Genomic DNA, 18,291 nt, shown 5'->3' on the forward strand with positions numbered 1-18,291 from the left:
GCCCGGGGGGCCGCGGCGGCCGCGGCGTACTGCGCGGCCGCCGAGGAGCTCCGGTTCGCCGACCGGAGGTGCTCGGCCGCCCGCACCGCCGCCCCGCCGGCCCCGGCGAGCGCGTGCGCGACGTCCTCGTCGAGCCGCCGGCGCTCCGCCGGGGACAGCCCGGCGAGCAGCGCGGCCGCCACCGCGGGAAGGAGCCGGTCGGACCCGGCGCACAGCAGGCCCATGAGCCGCAGGGTGCCGAGCGCGTCGGTCGCGGCGGCGCGGTCGAGGCCGGACGCCGCGGCGTGGACGTCGTCGCCGACGTCGGGGGCCAGTGCCAGCACTCGGGCCAGCCGGGTGTGCCCCGGCGGGACGGCGGCGAGGCGCCGCTGCAGCCGGGCCGCGAGCGCGGGCGCTCCCGCCCCATCGGCGACGGCGTCCGGCAGCGTGCCGAGGTGCCCCTCGAGGGCGGCCACCAGGGCGACGGCGACGGCGGGCAGCCCGCCGGACGCCGTCCGCACCTGCTCGGCGACCCGGGGCGGGCAGACCGCGCCGGTCACCGCCGTCACGAGCCGCCCGACCCCGGCCGCGTCGAGGGGTTCGAGCACCTCCACCCGGCCCTGCCCGGCGGCGGCCTCGTCGAGGTCCGCGAGCGCGGCCGACCCGATGGCCGGGCGGCGGGCGACGACGGTCGGCACCCCGTCGCGCGCCGACGCCGCGAGCAGCCCGAGGGCGGTGTCGTCGAGCCGGTGCGGGTCGTCGACGAGGACGAGCGCCCCGCCGGCCGCCGCGCCCCGCAGGTGCTCGCGGAGCAGGTCGGACGGGACCGGCGGCGCACCGACGCGCAGGACCGGGCCGTCCGCGACCGCCGCGAGCTCGTCCAGGCGGTGCGTCCGGCCTGCGCCGTCGACCCCGACGACGACCGTGGTGCGTTCCGGTGCTTCCGGACCCCGATCCGGCACAGACGGATCCTAGGGATCAACGCCGCCGCGGCGCCGGGGAACAGGCCGGACAGTTCACCCGAACCGCACGGGGCGGCCGGACCGTGCCGGCCGGCTCACCAGTTGGACGGCTTGTAGTCCTTGAGGAAGCACCCGTAGAGGTCCTCGCCCGCCTCGCCGGCGACGACCGGGTGGTAGACCCGCGCCGCGCCGTCCACGAGGTCGAGGGGCGCGTGGAAGCCCTCCTCGGCGAGGCGCTGCTTCGTCGGGTGCGGGCGCTCGTCGGTGATCCAGCCCGTGTCGACGGCCGTCATGAGGATGCCGTCCGTCTCGAGCATCTCCTTGGCGCTCGTGCGCGTGAGCATGTTCAGCGCGGCCTTGGCCATGTTCGTGTGCGGGTGGCCGGGCGACTTGTAGCCGCGCGTGAACTGGCCCTCCATGGCCGACACGTTGACGACGTACGCCCGCCCGCTCGGCGCCTTCGCGGCCGCCTCGCGCAGGGCCGGCCGCAGCATGCTCACGAGGATGAACGGCGCGGTGCTGTTGCACAGCTGCACCTCGAGCATCTCCAGCGGGCTGACCTCCTCGACGGTCTGCACCCAGCTGTTCGTGTGCGCGAGGTCGGGCAGCAGGCCGCCGGCGTCGATCGCCGTCCGGTCCGCGACCCGGTCCATGGACGCCGAGCCGGCGGTCAGCGCGAGCGCGGTCAGGGCGTGCGGGGACGGCGCCCAGTGCGCGACGACCGGCTCGCCGTCCGGGCCGGCACCGTCGGCGCCGTCCGAGCCGCCCTGCACCGGGACGGCGGACCCGCTGCCGAGCGCCCCGGACACGGCGTCCCCGGCGCGGGAGAAGGTCACGACCTCCGGGTGCGGCCCGGCGGGCAGCGGTGCGGACTCGGCCGCGACGAGCGGGGCGTACGCCTGCGGCGAGCGCCGCACGGTCTGCGCGGCGTTGTTCACGAGGACGTCGAGCGGGCCGGCCGCGGCGACCGACCCGGCGAGCGCGATGACCTGGGCCGGGTCGCGCAGGTCGATCCCGACGACCTTGAGCCGGTGCAGCCAGTCGGCGCTGTCCGGCATCGAGGTGTACCGCCGGACGGCGTCGTTCGGGAACCGGGTCGTGATCGTCAGGTGGGCGCCGTCCCGCAGCAGCCGCAGGGCGATGTGCATGCCGATCTTCGCCCGGCCGCCGGTGAGCAGCGCACGCCGGCCGGTGAGGTCGGTGCGGGCGTTGCGGTTGCGGTGGCTCATCGCGGCGCACGGCGGGCAGAGCTGGTGGTAGAACGCGTCGACGAGGGTGAACCGGTCCTTGCAGATGTAGCAGGACCGCGGCTTGAGCAGCGTGCCGGCGATCGCGCCCTCGGCGTTCGAGGTGAGCGGCAGGCCCTGCGTCTCGTCGTCGATCCGGCCCGGCGCGCCGGTCGCCGTGGCGGCCGTGACGGCGTCGTCGTTCGAGCGGACCTGCTGCTGCTTCTCCTTGCGGCGGCGCTGCTTGACCTGCTTGAAGACCTCGGCCGTGGCCATCCGGACGGCGATCGCGTCCGGGTGGTCCAGCGGCAGCCCGTCGAGCTGGCGCATGACCCGCAGGACGACGTCGAGGTCCTCCGCGGCGATCCCCTCCCCGGTGCTGCGGTCGGGCTCGGGCAGGTCGTGCGACACGGGTTCTGGCCTCTCGTGGACGGGGACGGCGGTCGGGTGCGGCGGTCGGGGCGACCCATTGTCTCAACTCCGGGGAGGCCCCGGGGACCACGGTCGCCCCGCGGACGCGACAATGGCGGCCCGTCCGTGCGAGGAGGCCGCCGTGAGCAAGTCCCACCCCGACCAGTGGAGCGTCCACGAGCTGGTCGACCGGCCCGAGGCCGACCTCGTCGCCGCCCTCGGCCGGTTCCCGACGACCCAGATCGCGGACTGCGGCGGCCCCGTCGGCGTGGTCGGCCCGGGCATCGGCTGGACGGCGGGCGGCACGGAGCTGTGCGGCGTCGCCGTGACGCTCTGGACGAAGCCGGGCGACATCCTCTTCGTCCTCAAGAGCCCGGACGTCGTGCACCCCGGGGACGTGCTCGTCGTCGACGCGGGCGGCCGGCTCGACGCGGCGGTCGTCGGAGACATCGTCAGCGGCGCGCTCGCGGCCCGCGGCGGCGTCGGGCTCGTCGTCGACGGCGCCGTCCGTGACGTCGACGGCATCGACGAGGTCGGCCTCGCGACGTTCGCGCGCGGCACCCACCCGGCGACCGGGTCGAACACCGGCCCGGGGGCGCTCAACGTCACCGTCCAGTGCGGCGGGGTCGTCGTGGAGCCCGGGGACGTCGTCCGCGGCGACCGCAGCGGGCTCGTCGTCGTCCCCCGCCGGCACCTCGCGCAGGTCGTGCGGCTCACCGCCCTCGTCGCCGAGCGGGAGGAGGCCTGGCGCGCCGAGCACGCGGGCGGCCGCAGCCTCACCCGGATCCTCGGCCTCGACGCGACGATCGCGGCCGGCCGGGCGACGATCCGGGTCGGCGAGGACGGCGCCGCCGTGAGCGTCGAGGAGGAGATCGCGAGCGACGAGGCCGACGACTTCGAGGGCCACGCGTGAGCCTGCCCGTCGCCGCCCGGATGGCCCGGGTCCGGCCGAACGCCATCCGCGAGCTGCTGCGCCTGGGCGACGACCCGGCCATCGTCTCCTTCGGCGGCGGCTACCCGGACCCGACCCTCTTCCCCGTCGACGAGCTCGCCGCGGTCTACGCCGACCTGCTCACCCCGGCGCACGCGAACACGTTGCAGTACACCGCCTCCGTGGGGATGCCGCGGCTGCGCGAGCAGGTCGCCGAGCGGCTCACCAAGGACGGCATGGCCTGCGACGCGGACGACCTGCTCGTCGTCCAGGGCGGCCAGCAGGGGCTCGACCTCGTCGCGAAGATGCTCCTCGACCCGGGCGACCTCGTGCTCACCGAGAACCCGACGTTCCTCGGCGCGCTCATCGCGTTCAACCCGTACGAGCCGCGCTACCTCACCGTCCCGATGGACGACGACGGCCTCGACACCGACGCCCTCGAGTCGCTGCTCACCGCGTCGCCCGCGAACGTGCCGAAGTTCCTCTACACGGTCCCGGAGTTCCAGAACCCCACGGGCGTCTCGCTCTCGCTGCGCCGCCGCGAGCACCTCGTCGACCTCGCGGGGCGCTTCGGCTTCGTCGTCCTCGAGGACACCCCGTACCGCGAGCTGCGCTACGAGGGCGAGCGGCTGCCGACCCTGCGCAGCCTCGCCCCGGACGCCCGCGTGATCCACCTCGGGAGCTTCTCGAAGATCCTCGCGCCGTCGATGCGCCTGGGCTGGGTGCTCGCCGACCGCGACGTCCTCGGCGCCCTGACGCTGCTCAAGACCGCGACCGACACCCAGTGCAGCACCCTGAACATGGCCGCGACGTCCGCCTACCTCGACCGCTACGACATCGACGCCCACATCGGCCGGATCTGCGCCTCCTACCGGCACAAGCGCGACGTCGCGCTCGCCGGCGTCGCGCGGTGGTTCCCGTCGTCCGTGCGGTTCACCCGCGCCCAGGGCGGCCTCTTCACGTGGGCGACCTTCCCCGAGGGGTTCGACACCGCGGCCTTCATGAGCGGCCGGATGATCCCCGAGGCGAAGGTCGCCTGGGTGCCGGGCGGCACGTTCTTCCCCGTGCACGAGGAGTCGCACCACGCGCGGATGAGCTTCTCGGCACTGCCCGACGACCGCCTCGAGGACGGCCTCGAACGGCTCGGCGCGCTGCTGCGGGAGGAGCTGGGCGCCTGACGCCGTCCGGTCCGGGCATCGACAGCGGGCGGGGCCGCCTGCCTATCCTGCGTCCGTGACCGCGCTGCCCGTCCTCGACCTCACGGCGTTCCGCACCGACCCGGCGTCGCCGGCCGCCGGGGCGTTCGTCGACGCGCTGCGGGAGATCTGCCACGAGGTGAGCTTCTTCTACCTCGCCGGGCACGGGATCGCCCCGGGACTGGAGGCGGACGTCGTCGCGCAGTCGCTCGCGTTCTTCGACCTGCCCGAGGCCGACCGGCTCGGCGTCGAGAACGTCAAGTCCCCCGCGTTCCGCGGGTACACCCGCACGGGCGGCGAGTACACGGCCGGCCGCCCGGACCGCCGCGACCAGCTCGACATCGGACCGGAGGACCCCGAACCCGTTCTCGGCGAAGGCGATCCGGCCTGGCTGCGGATGCGCGGCCCGAACCTGTGGCCCGCCGCGCTGCCCGGGCTGCGGGCGGCCGTCGAGCCCTGGGTCGAGCAGATGCAGACGACGGGGACGACCCTCATGCGCGCCCTGGCGCTGGCCCTCGGCCAGCCGGCGGAGTTCTTCGCCCCGATCGTCGACCCGCGGCCCGACTTCCGACTGAAGATCATCCGGTACCCGGCGACGGACCCGTCGTCCGGCGGTGACGACAGCGGCACCGACCCCGACACGGACCCCGGCACGGACGGCGCGCACCGGCAGGGCGTCGGCGCCCACCGGGACACCGGCTTCATGTCGATGATCCTCCAGGACGACGTCGGCGGCCTCCAGGTCGAGCGCGACGGCGCCTGGGTCGACGTCCCGCGCGTCCCCGGCACGTACGTCGTCAACCTCGGCGAGATGGTCCAGCTCCTCACCCACGGGTACTTCCGTGCCGCGGTCCACCGGGTGCTCAGCCCGCCGCCCGGCGTCGACCGGCTGTCGGTCGCCTACTTCCACAACCCGGCGCTGCACGCGACGCTCACGCCCGTCGACCTCCCGCCGGACCTCGCCGCGCTCGCCCCCGGCGGCGGGAGCACCGACCCGTCGAACCCGATCCTCGCGAGCTTCGGGCTCAACACCCTCAAGGTGCGGCTGCGCTCGCACCCCGACGTCGCGGCCCGCTGGCACGCGGACCTCCTCGGGCGCTGAGGAGGCGGGGATGACACAGCGACCCGGGCGGCGAGGCCTGAGCACGGGGGTGGTCGTCGCGGTGGCGGTCGCCGTCGGTGCGGGCGCGCTGGTCTCCTCCGGCGCACTCGGGCCGGACGACGACCCCCGCGGGGCCGCCTCCCCCACCGCGCCGCCCGCCTCCTCCGCGGCAGCGGCGGGGTCACCGACCACGGCGCCCGCCGCGACGTCCCGGGCCGACCTCGACCTCATCGCCGCCGCGACGGCCGGCGACACCGCGGCGGTGCGGGCCGCGCTCGCGGCCGGGGCCGACGTCCGCGCCGTGGACCCGACCGGTGCCACGGCGCTCGTCCGGGCCGCCTACGGCAACCACGTCGAGGCCGCCCGGGCGCTGGTCGACGCCGGCGCCGACGTCAACCACGAGGACTCCACGCAGCAGAGCGCCTACCTCATCGCGACGTCCGAGATCGGCGACGACGTCCGGCTGCTCGATCTCACGCTCGCCCACGGCGGCGACGTCCGCGCCCTGGACTCGTTCGACGGCACCGGCCTCATCCGCGCCGCGCACCGCGGCTACCCGCAGGTCGTCGACCGGCTGCTCGCCGCGGGCGTCGCCGTCGACCATGTGAACAACCTCGGCTGGACGGCCCTGCTCGAGGCGGTGATCCTCGGCGACGGCGGCCCGCAGCACCAGGCGGTCGTCCGGAGCATCCTCGCCGCGGGGGCCGACCGCGGCATCCGCGACCGCGGCGGGCGGACGGCGCTCGACCACGCCCGGGAGAAGGGCCAGACCGAGGTGGTCCGGCTGCTCGAGGCCGGCTGACCCGGCCGGCTGACCCGGCCGGCTGACCCGGGCGGGCGTGCCGGTCAGGGCGCCGGCAGCGTCTCCACGGGGATCGTCGCGTCGAGCGCCCGGATCCGGCGCACGTCACCGGTGAGCACCGGCCAGCCACGGTCCCGGGCGACGAGGACGGCGTGCGCGGCCGAGGCGTCCCACACCGGGCGGGCCTGGTGCTTGCCCTGCTTCGGGCGCGGGGACGACGCCCGCGCGATGAGCGCGGAACGCTCGGCCCCGGAGCCGTCGAGCGGGTGGACGAGCGTCACGGGCAGATCGAGAAGCAGCTCGAGGAACGGCCAGTCCTTCTCCCGGCACGCCATCCAGGCCTCCTGGAGCGCGACGGCGGGCAGCACGAGCGTGATGCCGACCTGCTGGGCCGCGCGGACGAAGGCACCGCCGTACACCGTGCGGCCGATGACGATGTCGCCGATCGCGGCCGCGTCGAGGACCCGGCCGCCGATCACGTCGCGGGCGTGGCGGGTCGCTTACCGGTGAGCAGCTCCATCGCCCAGTCCATCGCCTCGGGGTCGGGCGGGCCGAAGAGCTCGTCGATCCGGCCGACGGCCGCGTCCCGCGCGAGCCGCTCCCGGACCGCCTCGGTGACGTAGGCCGAGGCGTTGCCCCCGGCAGCCCGGTCGAGCTCGTCGGACAGGTCGTCCGGCAGGCTGAAGGTTCGCTTACGGGTCACACCGCAACTCTAGTGCGGTCATACCCCGACCACCAGTGGCCGGACCGGCCGGCCCGGCGATCTCGACGTCTACTGCTCGTCGGTGCGCGCCGGTATCGTCCGGCACGTCCACCGCCCGGGGTGCCGGGCCTGCTCCCCGGGAGACCCCATGTCGGTGCTGTCGTCGCTCGTCGAGGCCCTCGCGACCGGGGCGGTGGAGGTCGTCGACCTCACCGCGCCGCTCCACGAGGACACCCCGATCCTCATGCTCCCCGAGCCGTTCGGGAACACGTGGCGGTTCGAGCGCGAGGAGATCAGCCGCTACGACGACCGCGGCCCCGGCTGGTACTGGAACAACTTCCGGACCGGCGAGCACACCGGCACGCACTTCGACGCGCCGGTGCACTGGGTCACCGGCCAGGGCCTGGACGACGTGAGCCAGGTGCCGCCCGCCCGGCTCGTCGGCCCGGCGGCCGTCCTCGACGTCACCGCACGCGTCGCCGAGAACCCCGACTTCCTCCTCGAGGTCGACGACGTCCGCGCCTGGGAGGCCGAGCACGGCGCCCTGCCCGTCGGGGGCTGGCTGCTCCTGCGCACCGGCTGGGACGCCCGCGCGCACGACCAGGCGGAGATCCTCAACGCGGACGAGAACGGCCCGCACACGCCCGGGGTGAGCGTCGAGTGCGCGCGCTGGCTCGCCGCCGAGGCACCGATCCTCGGGGTCGGGGTCGAGACCGTCGGCACGGACGCCGGCGGCGCGTTCGCGTTCGACCCCGCCTTCCCGTGCCACTCGATGCTCCTCGGCGCCGGCAAGTACGGCCTCACCCAGCTGCAGAACCTCGCGCGGCTGCCCGCGACCGGCGCGGTCGTCGTCGCGTCCCCGCTGCCGATCCGCGGCGGCTCGGGCAGCCCGGCCCGCGTCCTCGCGTTCGTCGAGCGCTGACGGGGCCGGCGGTGCACGTCGCGGAGGCGGTCGGCACGGCGCTGGCCCGGCTCGGCGTCCGGCAGGTGTTCGGGGTCGTCGGCAGCGGCAACTTCCACGTGACGAACGCGCTCGTCGCGGGCGGCGCCGGTTTCGTCGCCGCCCGGCACGAGGGCGGTGCCGCGACGATGGCCGACGCCTGGGCCCGCACGACCGGTGAGGTCGGGGCGCTCAGCGTGCACCAGGGCTGCGGCCTGACGAACGCCATGACGGGCATCACCGAGGCGGCGAAGTCCCGCACGCCGCTGCTCGTGCTCGCCGCGGAGGCGACGCAGCGCGGGTCGAACTTCTTCGTCGACCAGCCCGCGCTCGCCGCGGCGGTCGGGGCGGGCGCGGCCCGGGTGACGTCGGCGGCGACGTGCGTCGAGGAGGCCCGGGCCGCCTACCTGCTCGCGCGTGACGAGCGGCGCACGGTCCTGCTCAACCTGCCGCTCGACGTCCAGGGCCTCGAGGTCCCGGACGACGTCGCGGCCGCATCCGCGACGCTGGCCGCTCCCCCGCCGCCCGACGCGCCGGAGCCCGCGGCGGCGGACGTCGAGGCGCTCGCGGCGCTGCTCGCCGGCGCCCGCCGGCCGGTGCTCGTCGCCGGGCGGGGCGCCCGCGGGGCCCGGGCCGACGTCCTCGCCCTGGCGGACGCCGCGAACGCACTCCTGGCCACCTCGGCGGCCGCCCGCGGGCTGTTCGCGGGCGAGCCGTGGGCGCTCGACGTCTGCGGCGGCTTCGCGACGCCGCTCGCCGCGGGCCTCGTCGAGGACGCCGACGTCGTCGTCGCGCTCGGCTGCACCCTGACGATGTGGACGACGCGGCACGGCCGGCTCATCCGGCCCGGCAGCCGGGTCGCCCAGGTCGACGTCGACCCGGCGGCGCTCGGCCGCAACCGGCCCGTCGACCTCGGTGTCGTCGGCGACGTCGCCCGCACCGCCTGCGCCGTGACGGCGGCGCTCGGCCGCCGCGGCGGCCCGCTGGCCCTGCCCTCGCACGGCGGGCGGGACGCCGTCCTCGCCGCGCGGATCGCGGCGCACGGCTTGTGGCGGTCGGTGCCGTACGAGGACTGGTCGGACGGCGCCGCGGGGACGATCGACCCGCGGACCCTCTCGGCGCTGCTCGACGACGCGCTGCCCGCCGGGCGCACGGTCGCCGTCGACTCGGGCAACTTCATGGGCTACCCGAGCATGTACCTGTCGGTGCCCGACGAGCACGGCTTCGTCTTCACCCAGGCGTTCCAGTCGATCGGGCTCGGGCTCGCGAGCGCCGTCGGCGCGGCGGTCGCCCGGCCGGACCGGCTCACCGTCGCGGCGCTCGGGGACGGCGGGGCGATGATGTCCGCCGCCGACCTCGACACCGTGCGCCGGCTCGGGCTGCCGTTCGTCGTCGTGGTCTACGACGACGCGGCGTACGGCGCGGAGGTGCACCACTTCACGGCCGGGGAGCCGCTGGGCACCGTGACGTTCCCCGAGACGGACATCGCCGCGATCGGGGCCGGCTACGGCTTCGACACCGTCACGGTGCGCCGCCCGGAGGACGTCGAGGGGGTCCGGCGCTGGGTGGACGGCGACCGGTCGCGCCCGCTGCTCGTGCACGCGCGGGTGGCGTCACCGCAGGGCTCGTGGTGGCTCCAGGAGGCGTTCCGCGGGCACTGACCCACAGGCACGCACCCGCAGGCACCGACCCGCGGGCCGCAGGCAGCCGGCTCAGTCGGAGCCGGGGCCGACCTTCTCGCCCGGCATGTACTCCCAGTGCCAGGGCTCGAACGGGCCGGAGCCGCCGGGCAGCGCCCAGTCCGGGTTCTCCCAGCCGTAGGCGGGGGCGTTGGCGCGCATCCAGCGGTACGTCGCGCTGCCGTAGTCCTCGATGCGGCCGCAGAGGTCGGTGGCGACGCCCCAGCCGTGGTTGCTCGTGCCGGGCGCGGCCGCGAGGCCGGGCTTGATGGCCTTGAGGTGCCGCTGCTCGCTGAGCGTCCGGTAGGAGTCGGTGATGCAGATGTCCTTGCCGAACCGCTTCTTGTAGGCGATGTTCAGCTTCGCCAGGGCCACGGCGGCGTCCGCCCGGAGCATGTGCTTGGGCTCCCAGAGCGTGCAGAGCTCCTTCGTCGCGATCTGGCCGTTGCTCCACGTCTCGCCGCGCGGGATCTTGCCGTCGCAGCCCGGCAGCACCGAGCGCTCGCTGTCCCGCGAGGCCCGGGTGACGATGATCGTGCGGGGGGCCGCCAGGGTGCTCGGGACGGTCGAGCCGTCGTTCGCGCCGGGGACGAGCTTGGCCTCCTCGACGGCGTTCGCCTCCGGGGCGGCCACGTGCGGGAAGGCGACCGACGGGGCCTCGGCGGCCACGGCGGGCATCGGCTCGGCGGCCGTCTTCACGGCGGGGACCGAGAGCGCGCCCGTGAGCGGCGCCGCGATCGTCGCCAGGCCCAGGGCGCTGGCCACACCGACCTGCGGCAGGCTCAGCCCGGTGCGGCCCTTGCGGGGCGCCTTCGTCGTCTGGGTCGTGCTCTTCACCGCGCCGCGCGGGCTGACGGCCTGCGGCGCCGGGCGGCGGGACCGGCCGGCCTTCTCGGCCTTCTCCGCCTGGCGGCGCGAGGACCGGTTCGTCAGCGGGCCCTCGGCCGCGCGCAGCTGGGCGCGGGTCATGGGCTGCTGCGGGCCGCCCTTGACGACCGAGGCCGGCGCGGCGACCGAGACCGGGGACGCGAACGCCCCGCCGAAGAGGTCGTAGCCGTCGGACGGGGCGGGGGTGGTGCGGTGCTCGCTGTCGTGGTGCGTGCCCTCGTGGTGCGTGGCCTCGTGGTGCGTGGCCTCGTGATGGGCCGGCTCGTGGTGGGCCCTGCCGTAGCCCGGGCCGCCGAGGTCCAGGCCACCGGTATCGAAGCTCTCGAAGCCGCCGAACGGGGCCGGGTCGTACACGTCGTACGCGTCGGCCGCGGGCCGGTCCTCGAGCAGCCCGGCGGGGGCGAGGGTCGCGTACTGCGGAGCGGCCTCGACGCGGGGGTCGTACCCGGGCTCCACCGGCGCCGTGGCGCGCGCCTGGCGGCGCTGGGAGATGTCGGGACGATCGGTCCGGCGGCGGGGGGTCGGGGACTCCGCGCGGTGCGACGGCACGGGCCCAGATCCTCCTTCGAACACTCGGACTCACGAGGTTTCGACTCCCGCCAGGTGGGGTACCTGGCGTCGAAGTCACGGAACTATAAATCGGACACGGGGGCCGAGCGCAAGTCACCGGCGGCGTGTTGAACGCCCCAATCGACTCCCGAGCGTGACGAACGCGCCCTTAGGGAAGGCTTGATGTCACCGAGGGTTACCCAAACCCACGCTGACGGTAGGGTTCCCGCCCCTCCCCGAGCCCGCTGGGTGACCACCGGGCCGTGTGCCGCGGCGCGCCCGGGGTTCTCCCGACACACCACCCGACACGCCGTCCGGATCCCGCCCGGGGCCCGTAGGCCCACGCCGGGGGGCCGGATCACCGCGGCACACGGCGCTGCGTGGCGTCCCGGACCTCGCCGACGAGCTCCTCGAGGACGTCCTCGAGGAACACGACGCCGAGCGTTTCCCCCGTCGTCCCGACGACCCGGGCGAGGTGCGACCCGGAGCGCTGCATGACCGCGAGGACGTCCTCGACGTCGTCCCGCGGCGAGACCGACGCCAGCGTCCGCACCCGCTTGTCGGGCACCGGCTCGGTGTAGCGCTCGTCGTCCGCGTAGAGCAGGTCCTTGACGTGCAGGTAGCCGACGACGTCCCCGGTGCCCGCCGCGGGCACCACCGGGAACCGGCTGAAGCCGTGCTTCGCGACGAGCCGCTCGACGTCCTCCGGGGTCGCCGGCCGGGAGACGGTCACGAGCCGGTCCCAGGCCACCATGACGTCGCCGGCCCGCCGGTCGCCGAGCTCGATCGCCCCGGCGAGCAGGCCCTGGCCGTCCTCGAGCAGGCCCTCCCGGGTCGACTCGGTGACGATCGAGCGCACCTCCTCGGCCGTGAACGTCGACGACACCTCGTCCTTCGGGGTGACCCGCAGGAGCCGCAGCACCCCGTTCGCGACGGCGTTGAGGACGGCGATCAGCGGCCGGACGACGCGGGCGAGGACGACGAGCGGCGGGGCGAGCACGAGGGCGGCCCGTTCCGGGCCGGCGAGCGCGAGGTTCTTCGGCACCATCTCGCCGACGACGACGTGCAGGTAGACGACGAGCGTCAGCGCGATCGCGAACGCGACCGGGTGCACGAGCGCCTCGGGCAGGCCGGCGGCCGCGAACGGCCCTTCGAGCAGGTGGGCGACCGCGGGCTCCGCGACGGCGCCGAGGCCGAGCGAGCAGACCGTGATGCCGAGCTGGCAGGCCGCGAGCATGAGGGAGACGTGCTCCATCGCCCACAGCGCGGTCCGGGCGGCCCGGCTGCCCTGGGCGACGAGCGGCTCCACGCGGCTGTGCCGGGCCGACATGACGGCGAACTCGGCACCGACGAAGAAGGCGTTGCCGAGCAGCAGGAGGACGGCGACGCCGAGGGCCGACAGGTCGCTCATGCCGGGTCCTGCCCGTCCAGGTCGCCCGCGGTGCCGTCGGTGTCGTCCGCGTCGAGCACCGCCAGCCGGACCCGCTCGATCCGCCGGCCGTCCATCCGCTCGACCCGCACGAGCGCGCCGTCCACCCGGACCTCGTCGCCCGTGCGCGGCAGCCGCCCGAGGCGGGCCATGACGAGCCCGCCGACGGTCTCGTACGCCGGGCCGTCGGGCAGCTCGACGCCGGTGCGCTCGCGGACCTCGTCGGGCCGCATGAGCCCGGGGACGACCCACGAGCCGTCGCGCCGCCGGACGGCGCCGGGCCTGGTCCGGTCGTGCTCGTCGGACACCTCGCCGACGAGCTCCTCGACGACGTCCTCGAGCGTCACGACGCCCGCGGTGCCGCCGTACTCGTCGACGACGACGGCGAGCTGCAGGCCGTGCCCGCGCAGCTCGACGAGGAGCGGGTCGAGCCGGATCGTCTCGGGCACCCGCAGCGCCTCGACGGCCAGGCCGCCGGCGTACGCGTCCCCGCGACGGTCCCGCGGGACGGCGAGCGCGGCCTTGAGGTGCACGACGCCCAGGACGTCGTCCGCGTCGTCCCCGATGACGGGGAACCGGCTGTGCCCGCACTCGCGCGCGAGCCGGACGACGTCCTCGGCGGTGTCCGAGCGGTGCAGCGTCGAGACCCGCACCCGCGGCGTCATGACGTCGGCCGCCGTCCGGGTGCCGAAGCCGAGCGAGCGGGTCAGGAGGGTGGCGGTCTGCTCGTCGAGCGTGCCGGCGCGGGCGGAGCGGCGCACGAGCGAGGCGAGCTCGGCGGGCGACCGGGCGCTCGACAGCTCCTCCTGCGGCTCGACGCCGACCGAGCGCAGGATCCGGTTCGCCGTCCCGTTGAGGACCGCGACGAGCGGCGAGACCGCGCGGGTGAACGCGCGGTGCGGCCCGGCGACGACCCGGGCGGTCGCCAGGGGTGCGGCGATCGCGAAGTTCTTCGGCACGAGCTCGCCGACGACCATGGAGAAGACGGTGGCGACGACGAGCGCGATGGCGACGGACACCCCGGGGACGCTCTCGGGCGGCAGCCCCGCCGACGTGAGCGGGCCGAGCAGCAGGGTGGCGAGCGACGGCTCGGCGAGGTACCCGACGACGAGCGTCGTCACGGTGATCCCGACCTGTGCCCCGGAGAGCTGGGTCGACAGGCTCCGGACGGCGGCGAGCACGCCCTCCGCGCGCACGTCACCGGCGGCGACGGCCCGTTCGACGGTCGGCCGGTCGAGGGCCACGAGGGAGAACTCGGCGGCGACGAAGAGGGCGGTGCCCAGGGTGAGCAGGACGGCGACGCCGAGGAGGATCCACTCGGTCACGCGACGGTCCGGTCCTGGCGGCGGGCGTACGGGCAGGGCACAGGTCGTGAAGGCATCGTGCGTCCATCGTACGGACGCCGGGGCCGCCCGCAGCCCCACCACCGCGCCGTGGCGCCGGTCTCACCACCCCGACGGCAGGGGGCGCCCCTCCTCGTAGCCGGCGTGCGACTGGATCCCGACGACCGCGCGCTCGGCGAACTCCGGCAGGGACGTCGCCCCGACGTACGTGCAGGCGCTGCGCACGCCGGAGGTGATGTGGTCGAGGAGGTCCTCGACGCCGGGGCGGGCCGGGTCCAGGTGCATCCGCGAGGTCGAGATGCCCTCCTCGAAGAGCGCCTTGCGGGCGCGCTCGAACGGCGTGTCGGCCTTGGTCCGGGCCGCCACGGCGCGCGAGGAGGCCATCCCGAAGGACTCCTTGTACGCCCGGCCCTGCTCGTCGACGAGCAGGTCGCCGGGGCTCTCGAAGGTGCCGGCGAACCACGAGCCGACCATGACCTGGCTCGCCCCGGCGGCCAGCGCGAGGGCGACGTCGCGCGGGTGCCGCACCCCGCCGTCCGCCCAGACGTGCGCACCGAGCGCGCGGGCGGCCGCGGCGCACTCGAGGACGGCGGAGAACTGCGGGCGGCCGACGGCGGTCATCATCCGGGTCGTGCACATGGCGCCCGGGCCGACGCCGACCTTGACGATGTCGGCACCCGCCTCGACGAGGTCCCGGACGCCGGCGGCGGTGACGACGTTGCCCGCGACGACGGGGACCGCCGGGGCCAGCCGGCGCACCGCGCGGACCGCCTCGACGGCCTTCTCCTGGTGCCCGTGCGCGGTGTCGACGACGAGGACGTCGACCCCGGCCGCGAGGACGGCGGCCGCCTTCGCCGCGACGTCCCCGTTGATCCCGATCGCCCCGCCGATCCGCAGCCGGCCGACCGGGTCGAGGGCCGGGGAGTAGATCGTCGAACGGAGCATGCCGGTGCGGGTCACGGCCCCGGCGAGGACGCCGTCCCGCACGACGGGAGCGAACTTGCGCCGCGCACCGTGCAGGACGTCGAAGGTCCGGGCCAGGCCGTCCGGCCCCTCGACGAGGGTCGCGTCGATCGTCAGGACCTCGGTCGACATCACCTCGCCGACGAGGGTGAACCGGTCGACCCCGCGGCAGTCGGCCTCGGTGACCACCCCGAGCGGACGGCGCTCCTCGTCGACGACGACGACGGCGCCGTGGGCGCGCTTGGGGATGAGGTGCAGCGCGTCGATGACGGTCTCCCCCGGGCGCAGCGTCACCGGGGTCTCGAGCACCGCGTGCCGGCGCTTGACCCACACGACGACGTCCGCGACGACGTCGAGCGGGACGTCCTGCGGCAGGACGGCGAGCCCGCCGCGGCGGGCGACCGTCTCCGCCATCCGGCGGCCGGTCACCGCGGTCATGTTCGCGACGACGACCGGGGTCGTCGTCCCCGTGCCGTCGACCGAGGACAGGTCGACGTCGAGGCGGGACGTCACGTGCGAGCGCGACGGGACGAGGAAGACGTCCGAGTAGGTGAGGTCGGTGAGCGGGGCGGTGCCGCCCTGCGCGTCGTTGAGGAACTGCACGGTCTCTCCTGGTCCTGGCCGGGACACCGGGCCCGAGGTCATGGGACCGCGGGCCGCGTCACGGCGAGGATGTCACGAGAGCCCGACACGTCTGCGGTCGCGCCGGTGCCGGACCGCCCCTTCGATGTGACCGGGCCCCCTCCGCAGGGCGGAGGACCGGCGGGCACCGGCTCCGTCCCGCGACGGATCCGTCCCGACGGGCGCGCTGCCTAGCGTGGGGCGCACCGGCCGCGGCCCTCCGGGCACCGGCGGCCACCCAGACAGGCAAGGAGTACCGATGACCAGCGGCCCGTCCGTCACGGTCGAGCACCTCACGAAGCGGTTCGGGAGCGTCACCGCCGTCGAGGACCTGTCGTTCTCCGTCGGGCCCGGCCGGGTGACCGGCTTCCTCGGCCCGAACGGCGCAGGCAAGACGACGACGCTGCGGATGCTGCTGGGGCTGGTCCGCCCGACGTCGGGCACGGCGCTCGTCGGCGGCGTCCCGTACGCCGACCTGCCCGAGCCGACGAGCACGGTCGGCGCCTCGCTCGAGGCGACCGGCTTCCACGCCGGCCGGACGGCGCGCGACCACCTGCGGGTGCTCGCGGCGGCCGGCGGCGTCCCCGACCCGCGGGTCGACGAGGTCCTCGGTCTGGTCGGCCTCACCGACGCCGCCGACCGCCGGGTCGGCGGGTTCTCGCTCGGGATGCGCCAGCGGCTCGCGCTCGCCGCCGCGCTCCTCGGCGACCCGCCCGTGCTCCTGCTCGACGAGCCGGCGAACGGCCTCGACCCGGAGGGCATCGCCTGGCTGCGCGGCTTCCTGCGCTACCTCGCCCGGCAGGGCCGCACCGTGCTCGTGTCGAGCCACGTGCTCTCGGAGGTCCAGCAGACCGTCGACGACGTCGTCATCATCGCCCGCGGCCGGCTCGTCCGGCAGGCCTCGCTCGAGGAGCTCGAGGGTGCACCGGCCGTCGTCGTCCGGGCGCCGCAGCCGCAGCGGCTCGCGGAGGCCCTCGTGCAGGCCGGCCTCACGGTCGAGCCACCGGGACCGGACGGCGCGCTGCGGGTCGGCGGGACGACTCCCGCCGGCGCGACCCCGGCCGAGGTCGGGCACGCCGCCTTCGCGGCCGGCGTCGAGCTGCACGAGCTGCGCGCGGCCGAGAGCGACCTCGAGTCGATCTTCCTCGGCCTCGTCGGGAACGGTGCGACCGCCGAGAGCGGTCCGACCGGCTACGGGCACGCAGGATCCGGCACCGGCCAGACCGGCCAGGAGGTGGCCCGATGACCCGCCTCGTCCGCGCCGAGCTGCGCAAGCTCTGGACGACCCGTCTGTGGTGGGGGCTGCTCATCGGCGTCGCGGTGACGGCGGCCGCGTTCGCGGTCCTCACGGCCGCGATCGCCGGTCTCAGCGGCGCGGACGGCACCCCGACCCCGGGCGTCGAGGACCCGGCCGTGGTCCGGTCCGTCTACACGGCCGGCCTCGGCACGGCGTACCTGTTCGCCCTCGTCATCGGCGTCGTCTCCATGGCCGGGGAGTACCGGCACCAGACGATCACCGCGACCCTGCTCGGGTCGCCGCGGCGCGTCCGGGTCGTCCTCGCCAAGCTCGTCGCGCTGAGCGCGATGGGGCTCCTCTACGGCGTCGTCACCGTCCTCGCCGGAGTGGTCGCCGGCGCGTCGACGATCGCCCTGCGCGGCGGTGATCTTCGTCTCACGACGGACGGCGTCCCGCGCTCGCTGGGACTCTCCGTCGTCGCCGTCGCGCTCTGGGCGGTGCTCGGGCTGGGCGTCGGGACGCTCATCCGCAACCAGGTCCTCGCCCTGCTGCTCTCGGTCGGCGTCGCGTGGATCGTCGAGCCACTGCTGGCGCTCGGGCTCAACGCGCTCGACGCGGGGTCGGTCGCGAAGTTCCTGCCGAGCCAGGCGACGACGGCGATCATCACGCCCCCGACCAGCGCGGGCGGCTTCGACAGCACCTACCTGCCCTGGTGGGGCGGGGTGCTCGTGCTCCTCGGGTACGCCCTGGTGTCGGCGGCCGTCGGCGCGGCGATCACGCTGCGTCGTGACGTCACCTGACAGACTCACCGACCGTGGATCCGCTGACACCGGCGTCGGGGAGCCCCTCGCGGGCTGCCCCCTGTGCCGTTCGGCGCGGCCCGGCGGACCGTTCGACCGCTCGTCGCGTGCGGTTCGTCGTCCGCCGCCGAGGTCATCACCTCGTGAACTCGTTCAGCAGGTCCTTGGGTACTGTTGACGGAAGCCGCTGACGTCTTGCCGAGCACTGGAAGTAGGCGATCCACGCCGTGACCCAGCACGCCTCGCCGGAGCACGCCTCGTCCTTCGGGCCCAACGAGTGGCTCGTCGACGAGCTGTACCAGCAGTACCTGGCCGACAAGAACTCTGTCGACCCTGCGTGGTGGGAGTTCTTCGCCGACTACCAGCCCTCGGACCTGCCCCACGGCAAGCCGGGAACCATCGAAGGAGGGTCGGGCGTGCCCACGTCCGGTAACGGGACGACAGCGACGATGACGACCGGGGCGCCCGCGGCGCAGCAGGCGGCCCCGACGTCCCCGGCCCCGGCGGCACCGCCTGCGGGCGCCCCGGTC

Annotated in this window: 16 protein-coding genes and 1 pseudogene; 9 read left to right on the top strand and 8 right to left on the bottom strand. The window is 75.7% G+C overall.

All coding sequences use genetic code 11. The features are described from left to right. Window positions 1-941 (bottom strand): annotated as a pseudogene (locus tag EDJALFJO_RS13085) (LuxR family transcriptional regulator); the annotation flags it as partial. A 95-nt stretch (window positions 942-1,036) separates the two neighbouring features. Continuing rightward, the gene (locus EDJALFJO_RS13090) at window positions 1,037-2,497 is read right to left on the bottom strand and encodes an SDR family NAD(P)-dependent oxidoreductase (protein ID WP_088285908.1); all 1,461 of its coding nucleotides are present in this window, start codon (window positions 2,495-2,497) and stop codon (window positions 1,037-1,039) included. Window positions 2,498-2,720: 223 nt separating this feature from the next. Here EDJALFJO_RS13090 and EDJALFJO_RS13095 point away from each other — a divergent pair, with 223 nt between their 5' ends. The 4 genes from EDJALFJO_RS13095 to EDJALFJO_RS13110 are packed head-to-tail and all read left to right on the top strand — an operon-like array spanning window position 2,721 to window position 6,609. Further along, window positions 2,721-3,491 carry an RraA family protein gene (locus EDJALFJO_RS13095; protein ID WP_088285910.1) on the top strand — a complete coding sequence of 257 codons (771 nt, stop codon included), beginning with the start codon at window positions 2,721-2,723 and terminating at the stop codon, window positions 3,489-3,491. Next, complete coding sequence (locus EDJALFJO_RS13100) at window positions 3,488-4,687, top strand: PLP-dependent aminotransferase family protein (RefSeq protein ID WP_198950257.1); 1,200 nt, start codon at window positions 3,488-3,490, stop codon at window positions 4,685-4,687. Before EDJALFJO_RS13095 ends, EDJALFJO_RS13100 begins: the two co-directional genes overlap by 4 nt. A gap of 55 nt (window positions 4,688-4,742) precedes the next feature. Then, window positions 4,743-5,807, top strand: a complete 1,065-nt coding sequence (locus EDJALFJO_RS13105; RefSeq protein WP_088285884.1) for an isopenicillin N synthase family oxygenase — start codon at window positions 4,743-4,745, stop codon at window positions 5,805-5,807. A 10-nt stretch (window positions 5,808-5,817) separates the two neighbouring features. Next, complete coding sequence (locus EDJALFJO_RS13110; RefSeq protein ID WP_088285886.1) at window positions 5,818-6,609, top strand: ankyrin repeat domain-containing protein; 792 nt, start codon at window positions 5,818-5,820, stop codon at window positions 6,607-6,609. Between the two features lie 44 nt (window positions 6,610-6,653). Here the strand turns inward: EDJALFJO_RS13110 and EDJALFJO_RS13115 are convergent, their stop codons facing one another. Both EDJALFJO_RS13115 and EDJALFJO_RS13120 read right to left on the bottom strand, forming a co-directional pair. Next, window positions 6,654-7,088 (bottom strand): hypothetical protein, encoded by a 435-nt coding sequence (locus EDJALFJO_RS13115; protein WP_088285888.1) that lies wholly within the window; start codon window positions 7,086-7,088, stop codon window positions 6,654-6,656. Beyond that, window positions 7,085-7,312 (bottom strand): ribbon-helix-helix domain-containing protein, encoded by a 228-nt coding sequence (locus tag EDJALFJO_RS13120; RefSeq protein WP_088285890.1) that lies wholly within the window; start codon window positions 7,310-7,312, stop codon window positions 7,085-7,087. The genes EDJALFJO_RS13115 and EDJALFJO_RS13120 overlap by 4 nt, the downstream gene beginning before the upstream one ends. A 148-nt stretch (window positions 7,313-7,460) precedes the next feature. Here EDJALFJO_RS13120 and EDJALFJO_RS13125 point away from each other — a divergent pair, with 148 nt between their 5' ends. Beyond that, window positions 7,461-8,234, top strand: coding sequence for a cyclase family protein (locus EDJALFJO_RS13125; RefSeq protein WP_088285892.1), 774 nt, complete (start codon window positions 7,461-7,463; stop codon window positions 8,232-8,234). A gap of 11 nt (window positions 8,235-8,245) precedes the next feature. Further along, window positions 8,246-9,913: a thiamine pyrophosphate-binding protein gene (locus EDJALFJO_RS13130; RefSeq protein WP_088285894.1), complete on the top strand. Its 1,668-nt coding sequence runs from the start codon at window positions 8,246-8,248 to the stop codon at window positions 9,911-9,913. 51 nt (window positions 9,914-9,964) lie between these two features. On the opposite strand, the gene EDJALFJO_RS13135 is transcribed toward EDJALFJO_RS13130, so the two are convergent. From EDJALFJO_RS13135 to EDJALFJO_RS13150, 4 genes are all read right to left on the bottom strand, one after another. Beyond that, window positions 9,965-11,368 (bottom strand): M15 family metallopeptidase, encoded by a 1,404-nt coding sequence (locus EDJALFJO_RS13135; RefSeq protein ID WP_088285896.1) that lies wholly within the window; start codon window positions 11,366-11,368, stop codon window positions 9,965-9,967. Between the two features lie 358 nt (window positions 11,369-11,726). Next, a complete protein-coding gene (locus tag EDJALFJO_RS13140; protein WP_088285898.1) occupies window positions 11,727-12,779 on the bottom strand; it encodes a hemolysin family protein in 1,053 nt (350 codons plus the stop codon). Then, window positions 12,776-14,122: a hemolysin family protein gene (locus tag EDJALFJO_RS13145; protein WP_088285900.1), complete on the bottom strand. Its 1,347-nt coding sequence runs from the start codon at window positions 14,120-14,122 to the stop codon at window positions 12,776-12,778. The genes EDJALFJO_RS13140 and EDJALFJO_RS13145 overlap by 4 nt, the downstream gene beginning before the upstream one ends. A 120-nt stretch (window positions 14,123-14,242) precedes the next feature. Beyond that, on the bottom strand, window positions 14,243-15,706 hold the full coding sequence (locus tag EDJALFJO_RS13150) for a GuaB1 family IMP dehydrogenase-related protein (RefSeq protein ID WP_233149843.1): 1,464 nt from the start codon (window positions 15,704-15,706) through the stop codon (window positions 14,243-14,245). 277 nt (window positions 15,707-15,983) lie between these two features. Here EDJALFJO_RS13150 and EDJALFJO_RS13155 point away from each other — a divergent pair, with 277 nt between their 5' ends. The 3 genes from EDJALFJO_RS13155 to EDJALFJO_RS13165 form a co-directional block, all read left to right on the top strand. Then, window positions 15,984-16,970, top strand: a complete 987-nt coding sequence (locus EDJALFJO_RS13155; protein ID WP_088285904.1) for an ATP-binding cassette domain-containing protein — start codon at window positions 15,984-15,986, stop codon at window positions 16,968-16,970. Next, on the top strand, window positions 16,967-17,761 hold the full coding sequence (locus tag EDJALFJO_RS13160; RefSeq protein ID WP_088285906.1) for an ABC transporter permease: 795 nt from the start codon (window positions 16,967-16,969) through the stop codon (window positions 17,759-17,761). Before EDJALFJO_RS13155 ends, EDJALFJO_RS13160 begins: the two co-directional genes overlap by 4 nt. 227 nt (window positions 17,762-17,988) lie before the next feature. Beyond that, window positions 17,989-18,291: hypothetical protein (locus EDJALFJO_RS13165; protein WP_233149844.1), on the top strand; the 303-nt coding region annotated here is incomplete at its 3' end.

Source organism: Kineosporia sp. A_224 (assembly GCF_002198655.1).
In the GTDB taxonomy this organism is placed as follows: domain Bacteria; phylum Actinomycetota; class Actinomycetes; order Actinomycetales; family Kineosporiaceae; genus R-H-3.

What these genes read in the sequence shown, in the direction of transcription:
- EDJALFJO_RS13090 (WP_088285908.1), bottom strand. Translation starts at nt 2,497, where the DNA reads ATGCGCCAGCTCGACGGGCTGCCGCTGGACCACCCGGACGCGATCGCC.
- EDJALFJO_RS13110 (WP_088285886.1), top strand. Translation starts at nt 5,818, where the DNA reads ATGACACAGCGACCCGGGCGGCGAGGCCTGAGCACGGGGGTGGTCGTC.
- EDJALFJO_RS13125 (WP_088285892.1), top strand. Translation starts at nt 7,461, where the DNA reads ATGTCGGTGCTGTCGTCGCTCGTCGAGGCCCTCGCGACCGGGGCGGTG.
- EDJALFJO_RS13140 (WP_088285898.1), bottom strand. Translation starts at nt 12,779, where the DNA reads ATGAGCGACCTGTCGGCCCTCGGCGTCGCCGTCCTCCTGCTGCTCGGC.
- EDJALFJO_RS13155 (WP_088285904.1), top strand. Translation starts at nt 15,984, where the DNA reads ATGACCAGCGGCCCGTCCGTCACGGTCGAGCACCTCACGAAGCGGTTC.
- EDJALFJO_RS13160 (WP_088285906.1), top strand. Translation starts at nt 16,967, where the DNA reads ATGACCCGCCTCGTCCGCGCCGAGCTGCGCAAGCTCTGGACGACCCGT.